Genomic DNA, 20,341 nt, shown 5'->3' with positions numbered 1-20,341 from the left:
ATACATATCATTTCCATAAAATGTGAAATACTTGTGAACAAGTTAAGTTTTTTTATTCACAGTATGAAATGACGTTTTTGAAAGTTTTCCAACATAAAACATTGATTAATAGTAAAAAACTAGGTTATAATCGAAATTGAAAATCAATATCAATAACAAACGTTATACATATAGATAAAAATAAGGGAGAGAAAAATATGACTACATATACTTCCATCGCAAATGTGATTAAAGAAAGACGCTCTGTTCGTACATTTACAGATAAAGCAGTGGACAAAGAATTATTAATTGAGCTATTAAACGACGCAACGTGGGCACCGAATCATAAGCACCGTGAACCATGGAATTGTAAACTATACATGGGAGAAGGCCGAAAGAAATTAGTAGATGCAGTATTAAACTCTTTCACAGAAGAAGAAAGAGCGAAACGTGGTAAAATTTTATCAGATCGTTTCTTAAGTACGCCTGCACAAATCGTTGTATATATGAATGAAGATCCACGCCAAATTCAGCGAGACGAAGATTACGCTGCGACATGTGCATTTATGCAAAACTTCCAACTTCTTGCTTGGGAACGTGGATTAGGTTGTGTTTGGAAATCAGGCGGATTAAACTACAATCCATTATTTATAGAAGGACTTGGTTTAACAAGAGGTCAACGCATCGTTGGAATTCTTCACCTTGGCTATTTCGATAAAGCACCAGAAGGAAAAGCTCGTACACCGATTACGGAGAAGATGGAGATTATTGAAGGTTAATAGATGAGACATTCTCGTTTTTATGAGGATGTCTTTTTATTATGCAATCAATCCTCATGAAAGCTTGTTCCTCATCATACACTTTCTTAAGGGAAAGTGTAAGGAGGGAAAATAATGAGAGTAAGTGACGATAAAGCACTGCAATATGCAATTGCGGAAATTACGGAAATTGCGACTGGATTTGGGCTTGATTTTTATCCGATGCGTTATGAAATATGTCCAGCGGAAATTATTTATACATTTGGTGCGTATGGGATGCCGACGCGGTTTTCACATTGGAGTTTTGGAAAACAGTTTTTCAGAATGAAATTACAATACGATTTAGGTCTTAGTAAAATATACGAACTCGTTATTAACTCTGATCCATGTTATGCCTTTTTACTAGATACGAACTCCTTAATTCAAAATAAATTAATTGTAGCGCACGTTTTAGCACACTGTGACTTCTTTAAAAATAATATTCGTTTTTCAAATACGAAGCGAGATATGGTAGAAAGTATGGCGGCAACAGCGGACCGTGTGAAAGCATATGAGCATAAGTATGGAAAGGCAGAGGTAGAAACATTTTTAGATGCCGTACTTGCCATTCAAGAGCACATTGATCCATCGCTTATGCGTCCAAAACTTGCGTGGAGTATTGAAGATTTAGAAGAGGATGTAGAAAAGAAAAAGATATCACAGTACGATGATTTATGGAATTTAGATGATCGAAACAAAAAGAGAGAACGGCCTAATATGCATAAAAAGAAGAAAATTCCGCCGCAACCAGAGAAAGATTTACTACTCTTTATTGAAGAATATAGCCGTGAGCTAGAAGATTGGCAGCGCGATATATTAACGATGATGCGCGAGGAAATGTTATATTTCTGGCCGCAGCTTGAAACGAAGATCATGAACGAAGGTTGGGCATCGTACTGGCATCAACGCATACTCCGTGAAATGGACTTAACATCTTCTGAAGCGATTGAATTCGCAAAGCTTAATGCAGGTGTAGTTCAACCATCTAAAACAAGTATTAACCCATACTACCTCGGTATTAAAATGTTCGAAGATATTGAAGAACGCTACAATAACCCGACAGAAGAAATGAAACGACGCGGCGTAAAGCCAGGATCTGGTCGGGACAAAATCTTTGAAGTACGCGAAATCGAATGGGATGTATCATTCTTAAGAAACTACTTAAACAAAGATCTCGTAATGAGAGAAGATATGTACTTATTCCAGCGCCAAGGAAAAGAATATAAAGTAATAGATAAAGAGTGGGAACATGTGCGTGATCAACTCGTAAATATGCGTACAAACGGTGGCTTCCCGTACTTAGTAGTAGAAGATGGAGATTACTTAAAGAACGGAGAATTGTACATTAAACATAGTTACGAAGGAATCGAGCTCGATTTAAAATACTTAGAAAAAGTATTGCCATACATTCATCAGTTATGGGGAAGAACGGTGCATATGGAGTCGATTGTGGAGAGTAAGGGCGTTGTGTTTTCTTATGATGGGAAGATGGTGCATCGGAAGTATGTGTGATGAAAAGAACGGACATAGAATGCTATGTCCGTTCTTTTTTATTTGGAACAAAGTTAAATATGCTATTCTTGAAAAAAGGGAGTTACATAGAGAAATGGAGCGATTTAAGTGAGCAAAATAGGGGTATGTAAGGTTGATATTACGCCGCCTGTAGGTATTGATTTTGTCGGATACCATAGAGAGACAGGAATAAATAATATTGAAGAGTGTATGTATGGGACAGTTTTTGTATTTGAAAAAGATGAGACGAAAACTGTGTTTATAAGTATTGATAATATTGGAATGTTAGTAGAAGATACAAATATGATTCGTGAACAAATAGCGAGAGAGCTTCATATACCATTTGAGCGAATAACTGTTGTTTATACACATACACATTCTGGTCCGGAAACAGTCGGTGATCATCCTTTAGTAAAGTCGTATAAAACGATTTTAGTAAATAATGTAGTGCACGGTGCTGTTACTGCGAATAACAACTTGAGTCCATGTGAAATTGGCTGGAGTGTTACGACAGGTGATATTGGGGTAAACCGAAGAGAGAGAACATCTGATGGAAGAGCGAAGATGGGAACAAATATAGAGGGTGTTGTAGATAAACGAATTGGCATGTTAGCAATAAGAAATGCTGAAACGAAGGAGCTATCTGGGATTATAGTATTTTGTACGGCACATCCGAATGTGTTAAAAGGTGATAGCGATGTATTATCAGCGGATTATCCGGGAATGACGAGAGAGATTCTTGAGAAAATCGTAAACTGTCCTGTTATTATTGTGCAAGGTGCTGCTGGCAATGTAAATGCAAAGTATCGCGGTTCAGGGGACGCATTAACACAAATGGCTTACACGCTTAGTGGACATGTATTAACGATGTTGCCAATAGTTACATATAGCCCAATTGTAAGTTTAAGGACAGTTTCGAGCACGATGCAAATGAAGTTGAAAGATATTCCTGAAATGAATGAAATACGAAGCATGGCTCAATTAGCTGAGAAGCAGTGGGATGTGAATACGGATGAATGGCTTGCTATAATTTTAGAGAAATATAAGCAAGGTATTCGGCAGTTAAGTATTGATTTAGAAGTTCAACTGTTTCAAATGAATGATGGTATGTTCTTTGGTATACCGATGGAACCTTTTTCAGAAACAGCTTTAGAAGTGAAAGAGCGTCTTCAAAATGAAATAGCTTTTTTAGGTGGATATACGAATGGATATATTGGTTATTTACCGACAAAAGAGGAGTATGCATATGGTGGATATGAAGTGGAATTAAATCCTGTTGTGTATGGTCCAGTTACAAACTTGTTGATGCCGCCAGAGGAGAATACGGCAGAATTAGTCGTGCAGAGAGCTATGGAATTATATAATGCGTAAAATATAGACTCTTGCTGCATATTTGATATGAAATTTAAAAGAAGCAATAATTATTAATAAAACTGTAGAAAACGAATCCATTTTGAAAGGGACTGATCAAAATGGATTCGTTTTTATGTGGAGTTTTTGCTTACCAAACAGGTCGTATATTTGATGATAATTTCTCAGTATTTTCTTTAGTAACGAATGTTGTTAAATCTTCCTTGAGCATTTGCATTCGTTCAGTACCTATGTTTTCAATCCATCGTTGCTCTATTTCAGCTACTATTTCTTCTTTCGCTTTCATTACAGCTAAACCACGTTCGGTTAAAATAATGATTTTACCTCTTTTATCAGTAGGATGCTTTTTACGCGTGACATAACCACTGTTTTCAAGAGAATCGATCATTTTGCTTACAGCTTGTTTAGAAACTCCTAAATACTCAGCTAGTTCTATACCTGTTGCTCCATTAGGAAGGATTCGTTTGAACATAAAACCGTGTGCTGGCCTAATATCTTCAAATCCTAATTCACTTAATCTGTCATGTAGTTCAGTAATTAATGTGCTGAAAGATAATGATAAAAGTGAAGTGAGATCTAATTCGTTAAATGTTTGATGATTCATGTATATAACCTCCGTGATTGTAGTCAATCAAGTTGACTACATATGAAACTTATTGTACTATACAGGATATAGTCAATCAAATTGACTATATCCTGTATAGTACAAATAATGATTTAAATAAATAGAATCAACGGAGGTTTCACATGGTTAATATTGTAAAAATTAGAGGGAGTGTATTTGCACCGTATGCGTTGCTGAAGCCTATTAAGGATGCTGCAACAGGAAGAGTTTTTGAATACGCTGGAGATGCACGTGAATTTACACCATTCGCTGTAAATACAAAGCGTTCAAGATTAGAACAAGAAGTGATTGTTGATTTTTATAAAAGAGAAATTTTCACATATGTAGATGCTTGCATCGTTACTGTGAAAATTACAAATTCAGATGGCTCAATTGAGTATCAAAAAGGAGAAACAAGTACAGAAAATATTGTATGTACTAATATCGTATGGGGCGAGGATGAAGTTTCATTTGAAATGAGAGCAAGTGCAAGTAATCCGTTAAACGCGGCAGCACCCGCAGCTGATTATTTTTTGACTATACGAGTTAATGAAAGTGGTACTGTGCATGTTGAAGGTGTACATGATGGTTTCCCTTGCTATGAATTTTATAAACAAATAGACTTTCGTTCATTTGAAAAAATATATACACATGATTTCAGAGAAACGGATGATACCCCAGCAGCACTAGCTGGAGAAATGGAATATAGCTTTAAAACGACAATCTAGATATAAATATAGCGCTATTTTTCAGAAGGAAGTAGCAAACGTAAAAGAGAAAGCTATTGATTATGGGAGCGAAATTGTGGTTTGTTTTACTCAATATTATGCAGTATTTAAAATAATATTATAGAGGTGTTTCTTATGACTAATATCGTAAAAATTAGAGCTAACGTATTTATTCCAATGTCTTGGACAGAACCAAGGAAGGATATGGAGACAGGAAAAACAATTCAATTCGAAGGTGATTCACGTGAATTTACACCACATGCGGTAAATACTATGCGCTCTAGAGTTGAGCAAGAGGTAGTAGTGGATTTTTATAAAGAAGAAGTGTTTTCATATGCGAACACGGGTATTACGACTGAGAAGGTTACGAATCCAGACGGTTCTGTGAATAAAAGAACAGGAAAAGCGAGTGCTGAAAATATTGTGTGTACTAATATCGTATGGAATCCTGATGGTGTGCAATTTAAAATGAGTGCGAGTGCAAGTAATCCATTAAATATATATGCACCTCCTGTAGATTATGTATTACATGTATGTGTGAAAAGGGATGGTAGTATTGATATTCAAGGAGAGCATGATGGATTCCCTTGTTTTGAATTTTATAAGCAAGTAGATTTCGGTTCATTTGAAAAAATATATACACATGATTTTAGAGAAACTGGTGATACAGCTGCAGCACTAGGTGGAGAAATGGATTATAGTTTTACAAAGAAATTATAGGAAGTATGACAATGGAACGATGGATTGATTCATCCGTAAAGAACTTGGAAATGTCTAAGTTCTTTTTTATTTGTTTCGAATTTGTGAAAGAAAGACACATTGATTGAAATTAAATTTTTTATACTCTATCATATACCCATACAGGTATAGGTTTTTGTGTGTGATGCATGAGAAAATTAAACAATATGGAGGTTTGAAATATGTCTAGAAAAATAGTTGTAGTAGGCGGAGTTGCCGGCGGCGCATCAGTAGCTGCAAGGCTTCGTCGTTTAAGTGAAGAAGATGAAATTATTATGGTTGAGCGTGGTGAATATATTTCATTTGCAAATTGTGGATTACCATACTATATTGGCGGTGTCATTACAGAAAGACAAAAATTATTAGTACAAACTGTTGAAAGAATGTCGAAGCGTTTTAATTTAGATATACGTGTATTGAGTGAAGTAGTAAAGATTAATAAAGAAGAGAAAACAATTACTATAAAGAATGTAACGACAAATGAAACATATAACGAGAAATATGATATTTTAATTCTTTCACCAGGGGCGAAACCAATTGTTCCACCTATTCCAGGTCTTGAAGAAGCAAAGGCGTTGTTTACGTTACGAAATGTCCCGGATACAGATCGTATTAAAGCGTATATTGATGAGAAGAAACCGCGTCATGCGACGGTTATTGGTGGCGGGTTTATTGGAGTGGAAATGGTTGAAAATTTAAGAGAACGTGGAATTGATGTTACTCTTGTAGAGATGGCAAATCAAGTAATGCCGCCAATCGATTATGAAATGGCAGCATATGTACATGAGCATATGAAAAATCACAATGTTGAGCTTGTTTTTGAAGATGGTGTAGATGCATTAGAAGAGGACGGGACTGTTGTACGTTTAAAAAGTGGTTCAATTATAGAGACAGATATGATTATTTTAGCAATTGGTGTACAACCAGAGAGTAGTTTAGCGAAAGATGCTGGATTAGCGTTAGGAGTTAGAGGAACGATAAAAGTAAATGAAAAATTTCAAACATCGTATCCACATATATATGCAATTGGTGATGCGATTGAAGTGAAAGATTTTGTTACTGAAACAGAAACGATGATTCCTTTAGCGTGGCCGGCTAATCGTCAAGGTCGTATGTTAGCAGATATTATTCATGGTTATACGGATTCTTTATATAAAGGTACGATGGGAACTTCTGTAGCTAAAGTTTTTGATTTAACAGTTGCTTCGACGGGAGTAAATGAGAAAATATTAAAACGATTAAATATACCCTATGAGGTAGTACATGTACAGGCAAATTCGCATGCGGGATACTATCCGAATGCTACGCCAGTGCTAATAAAATTGATTTTTAATAAAGATAGTGGAAAAATTTATGGAGCGCAGGCGTTAGGACGTGACGGTGTAGATAAGCGTATCGATGTTATCGCAACGGCAATAAAAACAAATTTAACTGTAATTGATTTGCCAGATTTAGAATTATCATATGCCCCGCCATATTCTTCTGCAAAAGACCCGGTAAACATGGTAGGGTATGCAGCAAGTAATATAGTAGATGGTTTTGTGTACACAGTACAATGGCATGAGATAGATCGTATTGTTGAAAACGGTGGATATCTTATTGATGTTCGAGAGCCTAATGAACTAAAACAAGGAATGATTAAAGGCTCTATTAATATTCCATTAGATGAATTACGTGATCGTTTGGAAGAAGTGCCAGTGGATAAAGAAATATATATTACTTGTCAACTTGGTATGAGAGGGTATGTCGCAGCACGCATGTTAATGGAAAAAGGATATAAGGTAAAGAATGTAGATGGTGGCTTTAAATTGTACGGTACAGTATTACCAGACCGTATTATATATTGATGTTTTTTCATCTTCCACTTCAAAATTTGGTGGAAGATGAAAGCCTATAGATTAAGGTTTCACTTTATGTTTTACGGATATATAAAGTGGAAATTTAAAATAGGGGTTTACAAAATACCCGCAGGGGTATAATATATTGTCATAAGTTATAAATGGTGACATAATGGTAATGAGGTGATTATACAATGGAATATAATCAAGATATGAAAAACAGATTGAAACGTATTGAAGGGCAAGTTCGTGGTGTGCTTCGCATGATGGAAGAGGGAAAAGATTGCCGAGATGTTATTACACAGTTAACTGCATCCCGTTCGGCGCTAGATCGTACAATTGGACTCGTTGTGGGAACAAATTTAGAGCAATGTTTACGTGAGCAGTTTGAAAAAGGTAATGGTTCAAATGAAGATTTAATTAAAGAAGCTGTTCAATTACTTGTAAAAAGCCGATAATCTGTCAAACATAAGTGTTGACAGATTTTCAAAAACATTTTAATATACCCCTACAGGTATGTGTATATAAATTGTGGAGGAATCGACTATGAGTATAAAAGTGGATGTGAGTTTAGATTGTAAAGGTTTGGCTTGTCCGATGCCGATTGTGAAGACGAAGAAGGCGATGGAAGGTTTGATATCAGGGCAAGTGATTGAAGTTCAGGCAACGGATAAAGGGTCTACTATAGATATACAAAGTTGGGCGAATAAAGTAGGTCATCAATATATCGGTACGAAATACGAAGGTGATTTATTGATGCATTATGTTAGAAAAGCACACGAGCATGAAATGAATGAAGTAGTGAAATATCCTCATACAATTATGAATGCGGAATTGCAAGATATATTATTAAGTGGTGGAGAGTGCATCGTATTAGATGTTCGCGAAGCGGCAGAATTTGCTTTTGGTCATATTCCATCCGCCATTTCGGTGCCATTAGGTGAGTTAGATAGTGCAGTTTTTGATCAGGAGAAGCTAATATATGTTGTTTGCAGAACAGGTAACCGTAGTGATGTAGCTTGTCAAATGTTGAAAGAGAAAGGGTATTCAAATGTGAAAAATGTCATTCCAGGTATGGTAGAGTGGCAAGGGAATATAGAGAAGTAAATTTTTTTAAATAAAAATATACCTATGGGGGTAATTATATGAGCGTTAAACCGTTATATGCAAAAGATGTTGCAGAGAAAGTTTTATTCGGAGATTTGTTTATTTTAGATGTTCGTAATGAGACGGATTATGAAGATTGGAAAATTGAAGGAAAACAAATTTTTTCTATAAATAAACCGTATTTTGATTTGTTAGATGGTGTAGATCATATTGCAAGTGAATTGCCGAGGGAGAAAGAAATTTTAGTCGTATGTGCAAAAGAAGGTTCTTCGCAGTTTGTTGCAGAGCAATTGTTGGGTGCTGGCTTCCATAATGTTTTTTATTTAGCTGGCGGTATGAAAGCTTGGAGTGAATATGTGAAGCCGTTAAAAGTAGGAGATGTACAGGACGGAGGAAGTATATATCAATTTAACCGCCTTGGGAAAGGCTGTTTATCTTATATGGTCGTTTCAAACGGTGAGGCAGCAGTTATTGATGCAGTAAGAACAGTTGAAGCATATGAAGAGTTTGCGAAAGAGCAGGGCGTTACGATTACGAATGTAATGGATACACATTTACATGCAGACCATATTTCTGGAGGACGTAAGTTAGCTGAAAGAGTAGGTGGTACGTATTGGTTACCGCCAAAAGATGCGGAGGAAGTTGTTTTCTCATATGAACCGCTTGTTGAAGGATCTGTTATTACAGTGGGGGGTACCAAAATTGAAATTGACGCATTATACTCACCGGGGCATACGATTGGGAGTACATCATTTATTGTAGATGATTTCTATTTATTATCAGGCGATATTTTATTTGTAGATTCAATTGGGCGTCCAGATCTTGCTGGAAAGGCTGAGGATTGGGTGAGTGATTTGCGAGAAACTTTATATGACCGATATAAAGTATTATCTCAACAATTAATCGTGTTACCAGCTCATTATTCAAAAATAAGTGAAATGGATGAGAATGGTGTTGTGAGCGCAAAGTTAAAAGATTTATTCGCGTATAATGCAGGGCTAAATATTGAGGATGAGGGAGAGTTTCGTAAAGTTGTAACAGAAAATTTACCACCTCAGCCGAATGCTTACGAAGAAATTCGTCAAACGAATATGGGGAAGATTCATCCGAGTGCGGATGAAGAGCGTGAAATGGAGATTGGTCCAAATCGTTGTGCAGTGCACGGATAATGAAAGAAATAAAAAACTGGAGGAATAGATGATGAATGTAAAACAAGTATTAGATGCGACAGGTTTAGCATGTCCAATGCCGATTGTAAGAACGAAGAAAGCGATGGATACGTTACAAACTGGAGAAGTGTTAGAAGTACATGTAACGGATAAAGGGTCAGTTAAGGATATTCCAGCGTGGGCGAATAAAGGTGGTCATGACATCGTAAAGCATATAGAAGAAGCTGATGTGCTGAAGTTTTGGATTAAGAAGGCGTAGTAGTTTTATAAATATGGAGGGGTTGGTTATATGAATATCATATTAAGTACGCTTTTCATTGTATTTACTGCAGTGTTTGTTATTTCACGTTTTTTACCAGTGAAAGGTGTTCAAAATATAAATGGAAAAGAATTACAGAATGTAGTGGGGAAAAAAGGGAAACAACTTATCGATGTTCGTACAGTAGGTGAATATAGAGGAAATCATATGAAAGGATTTCGGAACATCCCGTTAAATGAGTTAGCTAGTAGAGCAAGTCAGTTAGATAAAAATAAGGAAGTAATCGTTATTTGTCAGAGCGGGATGAGAAGTAAGCAGGCTGCAAAAGTATTAAAAAAATTAGGATTTCAGCACGTTATCAATGTTTCAGGCGGGATGAATGGTTTGTGAGGAGGAAATTTAAAATGAAAGAAATGACAGCAAAAGAATTAGAAGGAAAATTGTTACGTAAAGAGGCAGTAAATATCGTAGACGTACGTGAAGTAGAAGAAGTAGTCGAGGGGAAAATTCCAGAAGCAAGTAATATTCCACTAGGACTATTAGAATTTCGTATGCATGAGCTAAATAAAAAACAGGAATATATTATCGTTTGTCGTTCAGGAGGAAGAAGTGCAAGAGCAGTTCAGTTTTTAGAGAGCCACGGTTTTCAAGCAATCAATATGGTAGGTGGTATGTTAGCTTGGGAAGGTAAAGTCGTATAGTACAGAGGTAAATGATTTGAGCCTTTTTATAAACAATCAAATACCCCTATAGGTAATTGGAGGGAGAACAACATGGAACAACAGAAGAAAACAACAATCGTTTTATTTAGCGGAGATTATGATAAAGCGATGGCTGCTTATATTATTGCAAATGGTGCAGCGGCGTATGATCAAGAGGTTACTATTTTTCATACTTTCTGGGGATTAAATGCTTTAAGGAAAGATGAACATGTGAGGGTAAAGAAAACTTTTATAGAAAAAGTATTTGGAAAAATGATGCCGCGCGGAGCTGATAAGATGGGATTATCAAAAATGAATTTTGCAGGTATGGGACCAAAGATGATTAAAGGTATTATGAAAAAACATAATGCGATGCCTTTACCAGATTTAATAGAGTTGGCGAAAGAACAGGGGATTAAACTTGTAGCTTGTCAAATGACAGTAGATTTATTAGGGTTAAAAGAGGAAGAGATTATGGAAGGGGTAGAGTTTGCAGGAGTAGGAGCTTATTTAGCAGATGCTTCGGATGGGAATGTGAACTTATTCATTTAAATCACCTTCTTTTTAGAAGGCGGGGGATATAAGGTGAGTTTAGTCGTATTACTTTTTATAATTGGGTTTATAGGATCGTTTATATCAGGAATGGTTGGAATTGGCGGTGCGATTATTAATTATCCGATGATCTTATACATTCCGGTATTGCTAGGGTTTGCGGGATATACATCACACGAAGTGAGTGGTATTACAGCGGTGCAAGTATTCTTTGCAACTTTTGCAGGGGCATGGGCCTATCGGAAAAGTAATGATATGGATAAAACACTAGTTGTGTATATGGGAGCTAGTATATTAATAGGAAGTTTCATAGGTAGTTTTGGTGCGAATGTATTAGAGGAACATACGGTCAATGTTGTTTATGCAGCGTTAGCCACAATTGCTGCTATTATGATGTTCGTACCGAAACGAAATAATGGTGATGAAGTGAAATATAATAAATGGTTAGCAAGCTTGTTAGCATTTATTGTAGGCGGAGCATCAGGCATTATAGGAGCTGGAGGTTCGTTCCTTTTAGTTCCGATTATGCTAGTTATTTTAAAATTACCGATACGTACAACAATAGCAACTTCTATCGCTATTACGTTTATTTCCTCAGTAGGGATTACGACTGGAAAAGTGATAACTGGGCAAGTAGTCGTAATTCCAGCCCTTATTATTGCGGTTGCAAGTATCTTTGCTGCGCCGCTTGGAGTGCGAGTTGGGAAGAGGGTCAATCAAAAAGCACTGCAATATATGTTATCGATTTTGATTGTAGGCACTGCTGTTAAGATGTGGATTGATATGTTATCGAAATAAAAGGATGGCGCTGCTTGCAGCCCATCCTTTTATTTATGCCCAAATAACTTTCATTAAGTTTTTATATTCGTCATTTGCTAATTTATATAGCATTCTCGTATGTTCAAAGACAAGTGCTGGATTGAAATTTGGTTCTGAGAATGCAAGAGATGCTGAGATATCAATTGCATTTTGCTTGTTTAGCGTGAATTTTGCAAATCGATAAGATGTGTTTAATTCATTAATGACATGCAAAATATCATTTGTTGATGCTTCATTAGGTACGTGAGCAACATTGAAGCAGTATATATCCACAGTAGGATGTTCGTTTTGGAAAGCAGCGATAAGTTGGATTTTTGCTCCAGCTTCTGTCTCTAAACCTACTGAAAAATGAACAGAACCATCATTTTCATCTATATTTTCTTCCATGTATATATCGTTTGACTTTAAGTAGTCTTTAAAATCTGAGATGTTATGTTTTACTGCAGCTTTCATATGTATGAGCCCCCTGATAATTGGAATAGATTGCTACTATTTATTATAATTTAAAAATATTAAAAAAGATAGTTAGAAAGTTCTGATTTTTGATTGTGGAGAAATAAAAAGAAGCAGTACTCTACCTCCATAGAGAACTGCTTCTTTTTTATTCATTGTCGTTAGACGATGTTTCTGTATCTTCATTGTTATTTTTATTCTTATTTTTCACTTCATTGTTACTTGATTCGCGTTCACTTGAATTTTCAGACTTAGACTCTTTTGTTTTCTCTGTGCTTGTTTTCTTTGAATCAGAGTCTGTTTTTGTATATGCAGGTAATCCAAGGTGAGCACGAAGTTCGTTTGTAACATTTGCTAATTCTTTTTTATCTGGATTGTAGTAATATGTTCGACCACCACCAGCAGATTTGCTGCATGTATCGTCACCTTTTTCCATATAGCAGTCGTCACCTTGAATTTGTAGTTTCTCAATTGAAGAATCCGCTCCATACTTATAGAATGAAAGCATATCATCGAATGTTAAGTTTGTAACGAATTGTCCGTTAATATCATCAATGATGTTGCCAACTTTTGTTACAGAGCCAACGCTTGTTAGTTTCTTTAAAATAGCTTCAATAACGAGCTGTTGACGTTGTCCACGCATTGCATCACTATCGATGTGTCGCGTTCTAGCAAGTGCAAGCGCTTCTTCACTATTTAGCTTTTGAACACCTTTTTTCAGGTGAATTGCATCAGCATTGTCGTTACTATCTTGTTCAGTAAATTCAACTGGTACATCGACTTCAATGCCACCTAAATCGTCGACAATTTTCATAAATGATTTGAAGTTAAACTTTACAAAGTAATCAACAGGAACGTTTAGTAATTTTTCAACTGCATCAATACTTGCTTGTGGTCCACCATCTTTTCCGTTTTTAGTAGAACCGTATGCATGAGCGTGTGTAATTTTATCTTTTTTCTTTTCCACTGGAATATAAGTATATGTATCTCGTGGAATACTTAATAGTTTTACAGTTTTGCTATCTTTATTAAACGTTGCAAGTAATAGTGCATCCGTTCTTATAGCTTCACCATATTCTTTCCCGCGGACATCGCTTTCATCAACACCCATGACTAAGACAGAGACATTGTTTGCGATAGGTTTTACAGCTTTATCACGTAAATCAGATTTATCACCGCGTGCTAAATCGTGTGCGGCATTTCGAACAGCAGAAGATGCTTTATTTACTAAAAACCAAGTATAACCGCCACCTATTATTAAAAAGAATAGAATAACGCTTATAATAATTTTTGTTTTTTTCTTACCTTTTTTCGGTTTACTGCGTGTATTTTCTTGCAAAGATGGGTTTTGCTCCATTTCTTGTACTCCTTCATTTGGATTGAAATACGACACTCATATCCACTTATTATAATGAAATTTGACGAAAAAAAACATTACAAATCATTTACATTTCGTAAAAATTCAATATATTTATAAAAAGTCAGATTTTTTATATTTTATTTTTGAGATGTAGAATAAGTATAAGTTGTTTTAGTGGAAATGAAAATATGTATTATGAGAAAGTAATAGAGAAGTAAGATTTGTTGAAATATAGCCAAGAAGAAATGAGTAGGTTTACTTGTTTCTTCTATATAATAAAGTGAAACTTTAATCAGTGGCGGTTTTGTTCATCTCCCACTGATTATTAGTTGAACCAATCGCCCGTTAATGCGGGATAAAGAAGAATTTTACGGATAAAGGAGAGAGCATAATGAATCATACATCATTCCGAGCAATCGTTGTGAACGAAACAGAAAGTAAGCAATTTGTAAGAAACGTTGTAGAGAGAGAAGTAAGTAGTTTACCTGAGGGGGAAGTATTAATACATGTTCATTATTCTTCATTAAATTATAAAGATGCTCTTTCAGCTACTGGTAATAAAGGTGTTACGAGAACATATCCTCATACACCAGGAATTGATGCAGCAGGAGAAGTTGTGAGTAGTGAAGATGAAACCATTAAGGTAGGAGATAAAGTCATTGTAACGGGTTATGATTTAGGTATGAATACTTCTGGTGGTTTCGGAGAATATATTCGCGTGCCAGCATCTTGGATTATCCCTTTACCAGAGGGAATGTCATTAAGGGAAAGTATGATGTACGGGACGGCAGGTTTTACAGCTGCTTTATCAGTATATAAGCTTATTGGAGCAGGCATAAAGCCTAGTATGGGAGATGTTCTAGTAACGGGTGCCACAGGCGGCGTAGGGAGTGTAGCTGTTAGTATTTTAAGTAAGTTAGGATTTAACGTAGTAGGAGCGACAGGGAAAATGGAAGAGGAACAGATGCTACTACATCTAGGAGCGAAAAAAGTGATTCATCGCGCGGAATTGAATGATGAATCAGGAAGACCGATGCTAAAAGGGGTATACGCCGGGGTTATTGATACTGTAGGTGGACATATGTTAGAAACAGCTTTAAAAACGGTAAAGTATGGTGGTTGTGTAACGACATGCGGTAATGTGGCAGGACAGGAATTACAAACAACAGTATATCCGTTTATTTTGAGAGGGATAAGCCTTTTAGGAATAGATTCTGTGCAATGCCCAGTGGATGTAAGAAGAGATGTGTGGACGCTTTTAGCAAGTAAATGGGAAAATAAAGAGCTATTATCTTATACAGAAGAATGTACATTAGAAGAGTTAGATGAGAAGTTTACACTTATATTGCAAGGGAAGTTAAAAGGAAGAACAGTTATAAATATGAAATAAAAAAAGAGACGCTCAAGTTAGCGTCTCTTTCCTATTATAATGATTGTTTTAAATTGATCTTTCCTTGTTCACCTAGAACACCGTCAGCAATATTTACAGCGTGATCACCGATACGCTCTAAGTTACTTACCATGTCAACGAAGATGATACTTGCATCGCCTGAACAGCTACGTTCGTTTAGACGTATTACGTGACGTTTGCGAAGAACACGTTCCATTTGGTCAATTTTACGTTCTTTTGCAATAACAGTTTGAGCTAGTTCAGTATCGAAGTTTGTTAAAGCTTCGACTGCGTCTTGTAATGTTGAAATTGTTAATTCAAGCATTTCATTTAGTTCAGCTAGTGCTTCATCCGATAGGGAAACACGGTTTGAAATTTGGAAATCTACAAGTTCTACAAGGTTTTCTACATGATCACCAACACGTTCAATATCTCCAACAACACCAGCTAAAATAGAATGCTTCTCAGAATCTGCTGATGAAAGTGGTTTTTCTGATAGTAAAACTAAATACTCGGTAATTTTTTTATCTAAATTGTTAATAGCGCCTTCTAATTGAGTAGCCATGTTAGCGTGTTTTTTGTCTTGTGTATTTAAAAACTGGTTTGCTTCTTTTAATCCATCTAATGAAAACTCCGCCATACGGATAATCTCTTTTTGAGCTTCTGTTAAAGCAATAGCTGGAGATTGTTCAATAAAGATTGGATTTAAATGTTGTGGTTTGAAGTTAATCGATGCATCTTCACCACGAATGATTTTTGTTACAATCCAGGCTAATACTGCAATGAATGGGAATTGAATGATTGTATTCGTTACGTTAAATGTTCCATGTGCGAATGCAATTGTCATTTCTGGATTTAAATTTAATGACGTTTGGAAATATTGAATTAAATTTGTAAATGGTATTAATATGATCGTAAAGATAATGGTACCGATAATATTAAAGATAACGTGGACTAATGCTGCACGTCTTGCAGCAATTGAAGTACCGATTGCTGCTAATACTGCTGTAATTGTCGTACCGATGTTATCACCGAATAATACAGGAAGGGCAGCTTGTAAATCGATTGCACCTTGACCGAATAATTCTTGTAAAATACCGATTGTTGCGCTTGAGCTTTGTACAATTAAAGTGAACACTGTACCGACAATAATTCCTAAAATTGGATTATCACTCATGCTAATCATTAAATCTTGGAATGACTCTAAAGAACGAAGAGGTTTCATACCTGCGCTCATTAATTCTAAACCGAAGAATAACATACCAAAACCGAATACAACTTGACCTACAGAATGTACTTTTTTATTTTTAAAGAAGAATAGTAAAATCGCTCCAACTGCCATAACTGGGAGAGCGTATTCTCCGATTTTAATTCCGATAATAAATGCAGTAACTGTCGTACCGATGTTCGCACCCATAATAACACCGATTGCTTGTCTTAATGTCATAAATCCGGCACTTACAAGTCCGACTGTTAAAGCTGTTGTTCCTGAACTTGATTGGATTAATACAGTAACTAACATACCTGCTAGTACACCCATAAGTGGGTTTGTTGTAAAGCGATCTAAAATATCGCGAAGACGATCTCCAGCTGCTTGTTGCAGTCCATCGCCCATGTATTTAATACCGAATAAGAAAATACCTAATCCACCAACGAACTGGAAGATCATTTCTTGAACATTATATTCCACGCATTCCACTCCTTAAATTTCATGTACGCTGTAATTATTAACTAAACCTTGAGGTACTGTAAACGGTTTGCTAGTAAAATTTACACTAAATTTACAAAGAGATAAAAAGTTTACAAATCTTTAAAGAAACACCTGGATTTAATTGGTTTTTTAGATGATATATCTAATCAGTTTGTAAAAAAGTCACAGTTGTCACACTATTCTTGGATAGTAAAAATAGGAGAGGTTCAGCTTATTCATACTAATAGTTCTTTGCATATTTTTTGATTAAAGTTAGAAAAATATGTAGGGGAAATGGGGAGGTTTGAAATGGATTTATTTAATGAAAGTAAAAAACGATTACATTATTTTAAACTGTTTTCTTTTGAGATGCTCGCAACAATAAAAAAGAGCAATTCGCATATGAATTTGCCCTGTTTTTTTATGTTGAAAAAGTTTGAGTACTTCGTATTGTAAAACTATGTGCAGTGTTCTTCTTTTATTAGGAGTGTTCGTTATGTTTCACATTTATGACGACATTTCCCTTTTTGTGTCCTTTTTCTACATATATATGAGCTTCAACAATTTCCTCAAAAGTATATTGCCTATCAATGATCACTTTTATTTTACCGTTCTCAACAAGTTCTTTAAGGAAATTTAATGCTTCGGAAGTTTCAGGTGCGTTTTGACTTAATATGAGTTTCATGCGACTTGTCAATTTAGTCCAGAGCATTTGAGCACTTGGTAACGGTTCAACGATATTTATATAGGTACCATCTTCCTTTAACATTTTAATACACTCTGAAAAGGAGCTCCTGTTTACCGCTTCAAAAATAACATCATACGTTTCGTCTGTAGTAGAAAAATTTTTTGCGGTGTAATCAATTACTTCGTCAGCTCCTAGAGATTTGACCAATTCTAAATTGGAGCTACTGCACATACCTGTAACTGTTGCGCCGAAATACTTGGAAATTTGTACTGCATAACTTCCGACACTTCCAGAAGCTCCGTAAATAAGAACGTTTTGGCCGCTTCGAACATTAGCTTTCCTTAGGAAAAATAAGGCTGTACGTGCTCCAATTGGGATGGCTGCAGCTTCTTCATAGGTTATATTGGAGGGCTTCGTGCATACTGGTCCATCTTCAGATATACAAATATACTCAGCATAAGAACCGAAATTTGCTTGGGTAGCAGCAAAAACTTGGTCTCCTGCTTTAAAACGCGTAACGTTTTTTCCTACTGATTCAACTTCACCAGCTAATTCCATTCCGAGTATTTGTTTTTTCGGTTGTTTGAAACCAAGTGCGATTCGAGCAGGTAGCCAAACAGAAGAGGGAACTGTAAAACTTCTTGAACGAATATCTCCTGCTGTTACGGTTGTCGCTTTTATTTTTACTAGTATTTCATTGTCCTTAGGAGCAGGTTTTTCTATCTCTTTCAGTTGAAGAACGTCGGGGGGACCGTATTTTGTGTACACTATTGCTTTCATTAATATTTCCTCCAATTCGTTCTATATATTAATATCATACGAACAACATGAATAAATAGAACAGCGGTTCACTCTTCAATACAATGCAAAAAGCAGTGTGATTTTTCTTAAGAATCCACTGCTTTTTGTATTTGTGTATATATGATTTTCTTAGTCCAAGCATCTCAAAAAAGAATGAATTAGCATTATCCAACAGCTTTTTCGTTTGTTGTATCTCCCTGTTTTTGCTTCCGTAAGCTTGTGATGTAAATGAACAGGAAAGCAATAAGTAATAGAGAGGAATAACGATATACAGTTGCGTAGTTTGTAAAATGTGCAATGAATCCAAAAATAATCGCGCCAGCACCAATTCCAAGGTCAAATGCGGAGAAGAATGTAGCTGTTGCAACTCCTCTTCGGTGCGGTGCTACTCGGTCGATCATCCATGCTTGTAGTGCAGGCTGAATCGCTCCAAAACCACTTCCGTAGCATGCTGCTGCAATAATTAAACTCGGAATTGTAGTTGTATACGACAGTAAAATAATACCTGTAAACGTAATGATAACTCCTGGAATAATAACAAATGCATGACCTTTCGCGTCATATAATTTTCCAGAAAACGGACGAGTGACAGCGATTGCAAGTGCATTAAATAAGAAGAAAAGGCTTATATCAGCAATTCCGACTTCCGTAGCAAATAATGTAATAAAGCTCCCGATTCCTCCGTACATTAATGTAATACATAATATTAATAATGAAGGAAGTAAAGCTTTGCGCTCAATAAATCCATCGAGAAAGGTACCAGATGTTTGCTGTGGTGGTTGTGGCGATTTTTTGATTTGAAGTAGTTTCGTTAATATTAATGAAACAATTGTACAGGAAAGTGCACATAAAAAAAGAATCGTGAAGTTATATGTTTGCATAAGCCAAAGTCCGATCAGTGGACCGAGCGCCATTGCAATCGTTCCGGAAAGACCGAAATATCCCATGCCTTCACCGCGGCGAGCTTGCGGAATTAAATCTGAAACGACAGTTCCATATGTAGTCGTTGTAATACCAAAACCAGCTCCGTGTAAAATTCGAACGGCAAGCAATAGGAAGACAGTTGAAGCGAAAAGATAACTACCCATAGCGAGTAAACAAATAGCAGTACCGATCATTAAAATGATTTTTTTATTGAATTTTTGCAAGGCGTTTCCAGTTAGCGGTCTAACAAAAAGTGCCGCCACGGTAAACATACCGACAACAAATCCGATATTGGAACTTGTGCCACCAATTTCTTTCACATAAACAGGTAAAGTAGGAATTAACATTTGAAATCCTAAAAACATACATAAGTTTGCTAGAATTAGCGCAAAAAACTCTTTCGTCCATAACGGTTCTCGTTTTACGAGTATTGCCTCTCCCATATATTCATCCCCTATATAAAATTTTCCCGCTATTCGCGGGCAGTAAAACTTCCACCTCAAAATCCGGCTGGAGCAAAGAAGTTAGGTGGGAGTCGATCTGCCCGTAAACGCCCGATTGGTGAATGCTAATAATCAGTGGGGGATGAACAAAACCCCGACTGATTAAAGTTTCACTTTATCTCTGTTCTTTCGAGTATATGTATTGGTCAATGTAACAGTCAAGGAAGGTGCCTTGAAAACGTACAACAATTTTCGAGGTGAAAAAACTGACAAATTTGTGGAAAGACTACACAACTATGAAAAAAAGATGTAAAGTATAGATGTATAGACTAGTAGTTGTTATGAGTGATAGAAATTGTTTTTTCTTTAACGAAAGCGGATTCAAAAGGTAGTGGAAGAGAAGGGGATATATACTTTT

21 protein-coding genes are annotated in these 20,341 nt (G+C 36.1%); 15 read left to right on the top strand and 6 right to left on the bottom strand.

Going from position 1 to position 20,341, the window contains the following annotated elements:
• Positions 1-197: 197 nt before the first annotated feature.
• From QCI44_RS24295 to QCI44_RS24285, 3 genes are all read left to right on the top strand, one after another.
• Positions 198-758, top strand: a complete 561-nt coding sequence (locus tag QCI44_RS24295) for a nitroreductase family protein (protein WP_016089235.1) — start codon at positions 198-200, stop codon at positions 756-758.
• 114 nt (positions 759-872) lie between these two features.
• Complete coding sequence (spoVR, locus tag QCI44_RS24290; protein WP_016089234.1) at positions 873-2,288, top strand: stage V sporulation protein SpoVR; 1,416 nt, start codon at positions 873-875, stop codon at positions 2,286-2,288.
• 108 nt (positions 2,289-2,396) lie between these two features.
• Positions 2,397-3,659 carry a neutral/alkaline non-lysosomal ceramidase N-terminal domain-containing protein gene (locus tag QCI44_RS24285; RefSeq protein WP_016133666.1) on the top strand — a complete coding sequence of 421 codons (1,263 nt, stop codon included), beginning with the start codon at positions 2,397-2,399 and terminating at the stop codon, positions 3,657-3,659.
• A 130-nt stretch (positions 3,660-3,789) separates the two neighbouring features.
• Here the strand turns inward: QCI44_RS24285 and QCI44_RS24280 are convergent, their stop codons facing one another.
• Positions 3,790-4,263 (bottom strand): MarR family winged helix-turn-helix transcriptional regulator, encoded by a 474-nt coding sequence (locus QCI44_RS24280; RefSeq protein ID WP_001016465.1) that lies wholly within the window; start codon positions 4,261-4,263, stop codon positions 3,790-3,792.
• Between the two features lie 143 nt (positions 4,264-4,406).
• Here QCI44_RS24280 and QCI44_RS24275 point away from each other — a divergent pair, with 143 nt between their 5' ends.
• The 11 genes from QCI44_RS24275 to QCI44_RS24225 all read left to right on the top strand — a co-directional run bounded on the left by QCI44_RS24275 (position 4,407) and on the right by QCI44_RS24225 (position 12,153).
• Positions 4,407-4,991, top strand: a complete 585-nt coding sequence (locus QCI44_RS24275) for a DUF3238 domain-containing protein (protein ID WP_016089231.1) — start codon at positions 4,407-4,409, stop codon at positions 4,989-4,991.
• 135 nt (positions 4,992-5,126) lie between these two features.
• A complete protein-coding gene (locus tag QCI44_RS24270; protein ID WP_016133667.1) occupies positions 5,127-5,711 on the top strand; it encodes a DUF3238 domain-containing protein in 585 nt (194 codons plus the stop codon).
• 200 nt (positions 5,712-5,911) lie between these two features.
• A complete protein-coding gene (gene cdr, locus QCI44_RS24265; protein WP_016133668.1) occupies positions 5,912-7,576 on the top strand; it encodes a CoA-disulfide reductase in 1,665 nt (554 codons plus the stop codon).
• Between the two features lie 185 nt (positions 7,577-7,761).
• Positions 7,762-8,025 carry a metal-sensitive transcriptional regulator gene (locus QCI44_RS24260; protein ID WP_016089229.1) on the top strand — a complete coding sequence of 88 codons (264 nt, stop codon included), beginning with the start codon at positions 7,762-7,764 and terminating at the stop codon, positions 8,023-8,025.
• A gap of 88 nt (positions 8,026-8,113) precedes the next feature.
• Positions 8,114-8,674, top strand: a complete 561-nt coding sequence (locus QCI44_RS24255) for a sulfurtransferase TusA family protein (protein WP_016133669.1) — start codon at positions 8,114-8,116, stop codon at positions 8,672-8,674.
• Between the two features lie 38 nt (positions 8,675-8,712).
• Positions 8,713-9,843, top strand: a complete 1,131-nt coding sequence (locus QCI44_RS24250; protein WP_016133670.1) for an MBL fold metallo-hydrolase — start codon at positions 8,713-8,715, stop codon at positions 9,841-9,843.
• A 28-nt stretch (positions 9,844-9,871) separates the two neighbouring features.
• Complete coding sequence (locus QCI44_RS24245; protein ID WP_016133671.1) at positions 9,872-10,102, top strand: sulfurtransferase TusA family protein; 231 nt, start codon at positions 9,872-9,874, stop codon at positions 10,100-10,102.
• Positions 10,103-10,132: 30 nt separating this feature from the next.
• A complete protein-coding gene (locus QCI44_RS24240) occupies positions 10,133-10,492 on the top strand; it encodes a rhodanese-like domain-containing protein (RefSeq protein WP_016133672.1) in 360 nt (119 codons plus the stop codon).
• Positions 10,493-10,506: 14 nt separating this feature from the next.
• The gene (locus QCI44_RS24235; protein ID WP_016133673.1) at positions 10,507-10,803 is read left to right on the top strand and encodes a rhodanese-like domain-containing protein; all 297 of its coding nucleotides are present in this window, start codon (positions 10,507-10,509) and stop codon (positions 10,801-10,803) included.
• Between the two features lie 72 nt (positions 10,804-10,875).
• The gene (locus QCI44_RS24230; RefSeq protein WP_353811483.1) at positions 10,876-11,355 is read left to right on the top strand and encodes a DsrE/DsrF/DrsH-like family protein; all 480 of its coding nucleotides are present in this window, start codon (positions 10,876-10,878) and stop codon (positions 11,353-11,355) included.
• Positions 11,356-11,388: 33 nt separating this feature from the next.
• Positions 11,389-12,153, top strand: coding sequence for a sulfite exporter TauE/SafE family protein (locus QCI44_RS24225; RefSeq protein ID WP_016133675.1), 765 nt, complete (start codon positions 11,389-11,391; stop codon positions 12,151-12,153).
• Between the two features lie 33 nt (positions 12,154-12,186).
• On the opposite strand, the gene QCI44_RS24220 is transcribed toward QCI44_RS24225, so the two are convergent.
• Positions 12,187-12,627, bottom strand: a complete 441-nt coding sequence (locus QCI44_RS24220; RefSeq protein WP_016089221.1) for a hypothetical protein — start codon at positions 12,625-12,627, stop codon at positions 12,187-12,189.
• A 148-nt stretch (positions 12,628-12,775) separates the two neighbouring features.
• Complete coding sequence (locus QCI44_RS24215; protein WP_016089220.1) at positions 12,776-13,984, bottom strand: LCP family protein; 1,209 nt, start codon at positions 13,982-13,984, stop codon at positions 12,776-12,778.
• 394 nt (positions 13,985-14,378) lie between these two features.
• Between QCI44_RS24215 and QCI44_RS24210 the strand changes: the two genes are divergently transcribed.
• Complete coding sequence (locus QCI44_RS24210; RefSeq protein WP_353811482.1) at positions 14,379-15,377, top strand: YhdH/YhfP family quinone oxidoreductase; 999 nt, start codon at positions 14,379-14,381, stop codon at positions 15,375-15,377.
• Between the two features lie 34 nt (positions 15,378-15,411).
• Here QCI44_RS24210 and QCI44_RS24205 read toward each other — a convergent pair whose 3' ends face one another.
• From QCI44_RS24205 to QCI44_RS24195, 3 genes are all read right to left on the bottom strand, one after another.
• Complete coding sequence (locus tag QCI44_RS24205) at positions 15,412-17,067, bottom strand: Na/Pi cotransporter family protein (protein WP_088083252.1); 1,656 nt, start codon at positions 17,065-17,067, stop codon at positions 15,412-15,414.
• Positions 17,068-17,548: 481 nt separating this feature from the next.
• Positions 17,549-18,535, bottom strand: a complete 987-nt coding sequence (locus QCI44_RS24200; RefSeq protein WP_016133678.1) for an NAD(P)-dependent alcohol dehydrogenase — start codon at positions 18,533-18,535, stop codon at positions 17,549-17,551.
• Positions 18,536-18,720: 185 nt separating this feature from the next.
• On the bottom strand, positions 18,721-19,923 hold the full coding sequence (locus QCI44_RS24195) for an MFS transporter (protein ID WP_016089216.1): 1,203 nt from the start codon (positions 19,921-19,923) through the stop codon (positions 18,721-18,723).
• Positions 19,924-20,341: the final 418 nt, after the last annotated feature.

The organism is Bacillus cereus group sp. RP37, assembly GCF_040459695.1.
GTDB lineage: Bacteria > Bacillota > Bacilli > Bacillales > Bacillaceae_G > Bacillus_A.
The sequence above is the reverse complement of the archived record's forward strand: the minus strand, read 5'-3'. Positions and strand labels throughout refer to the sequence as shown.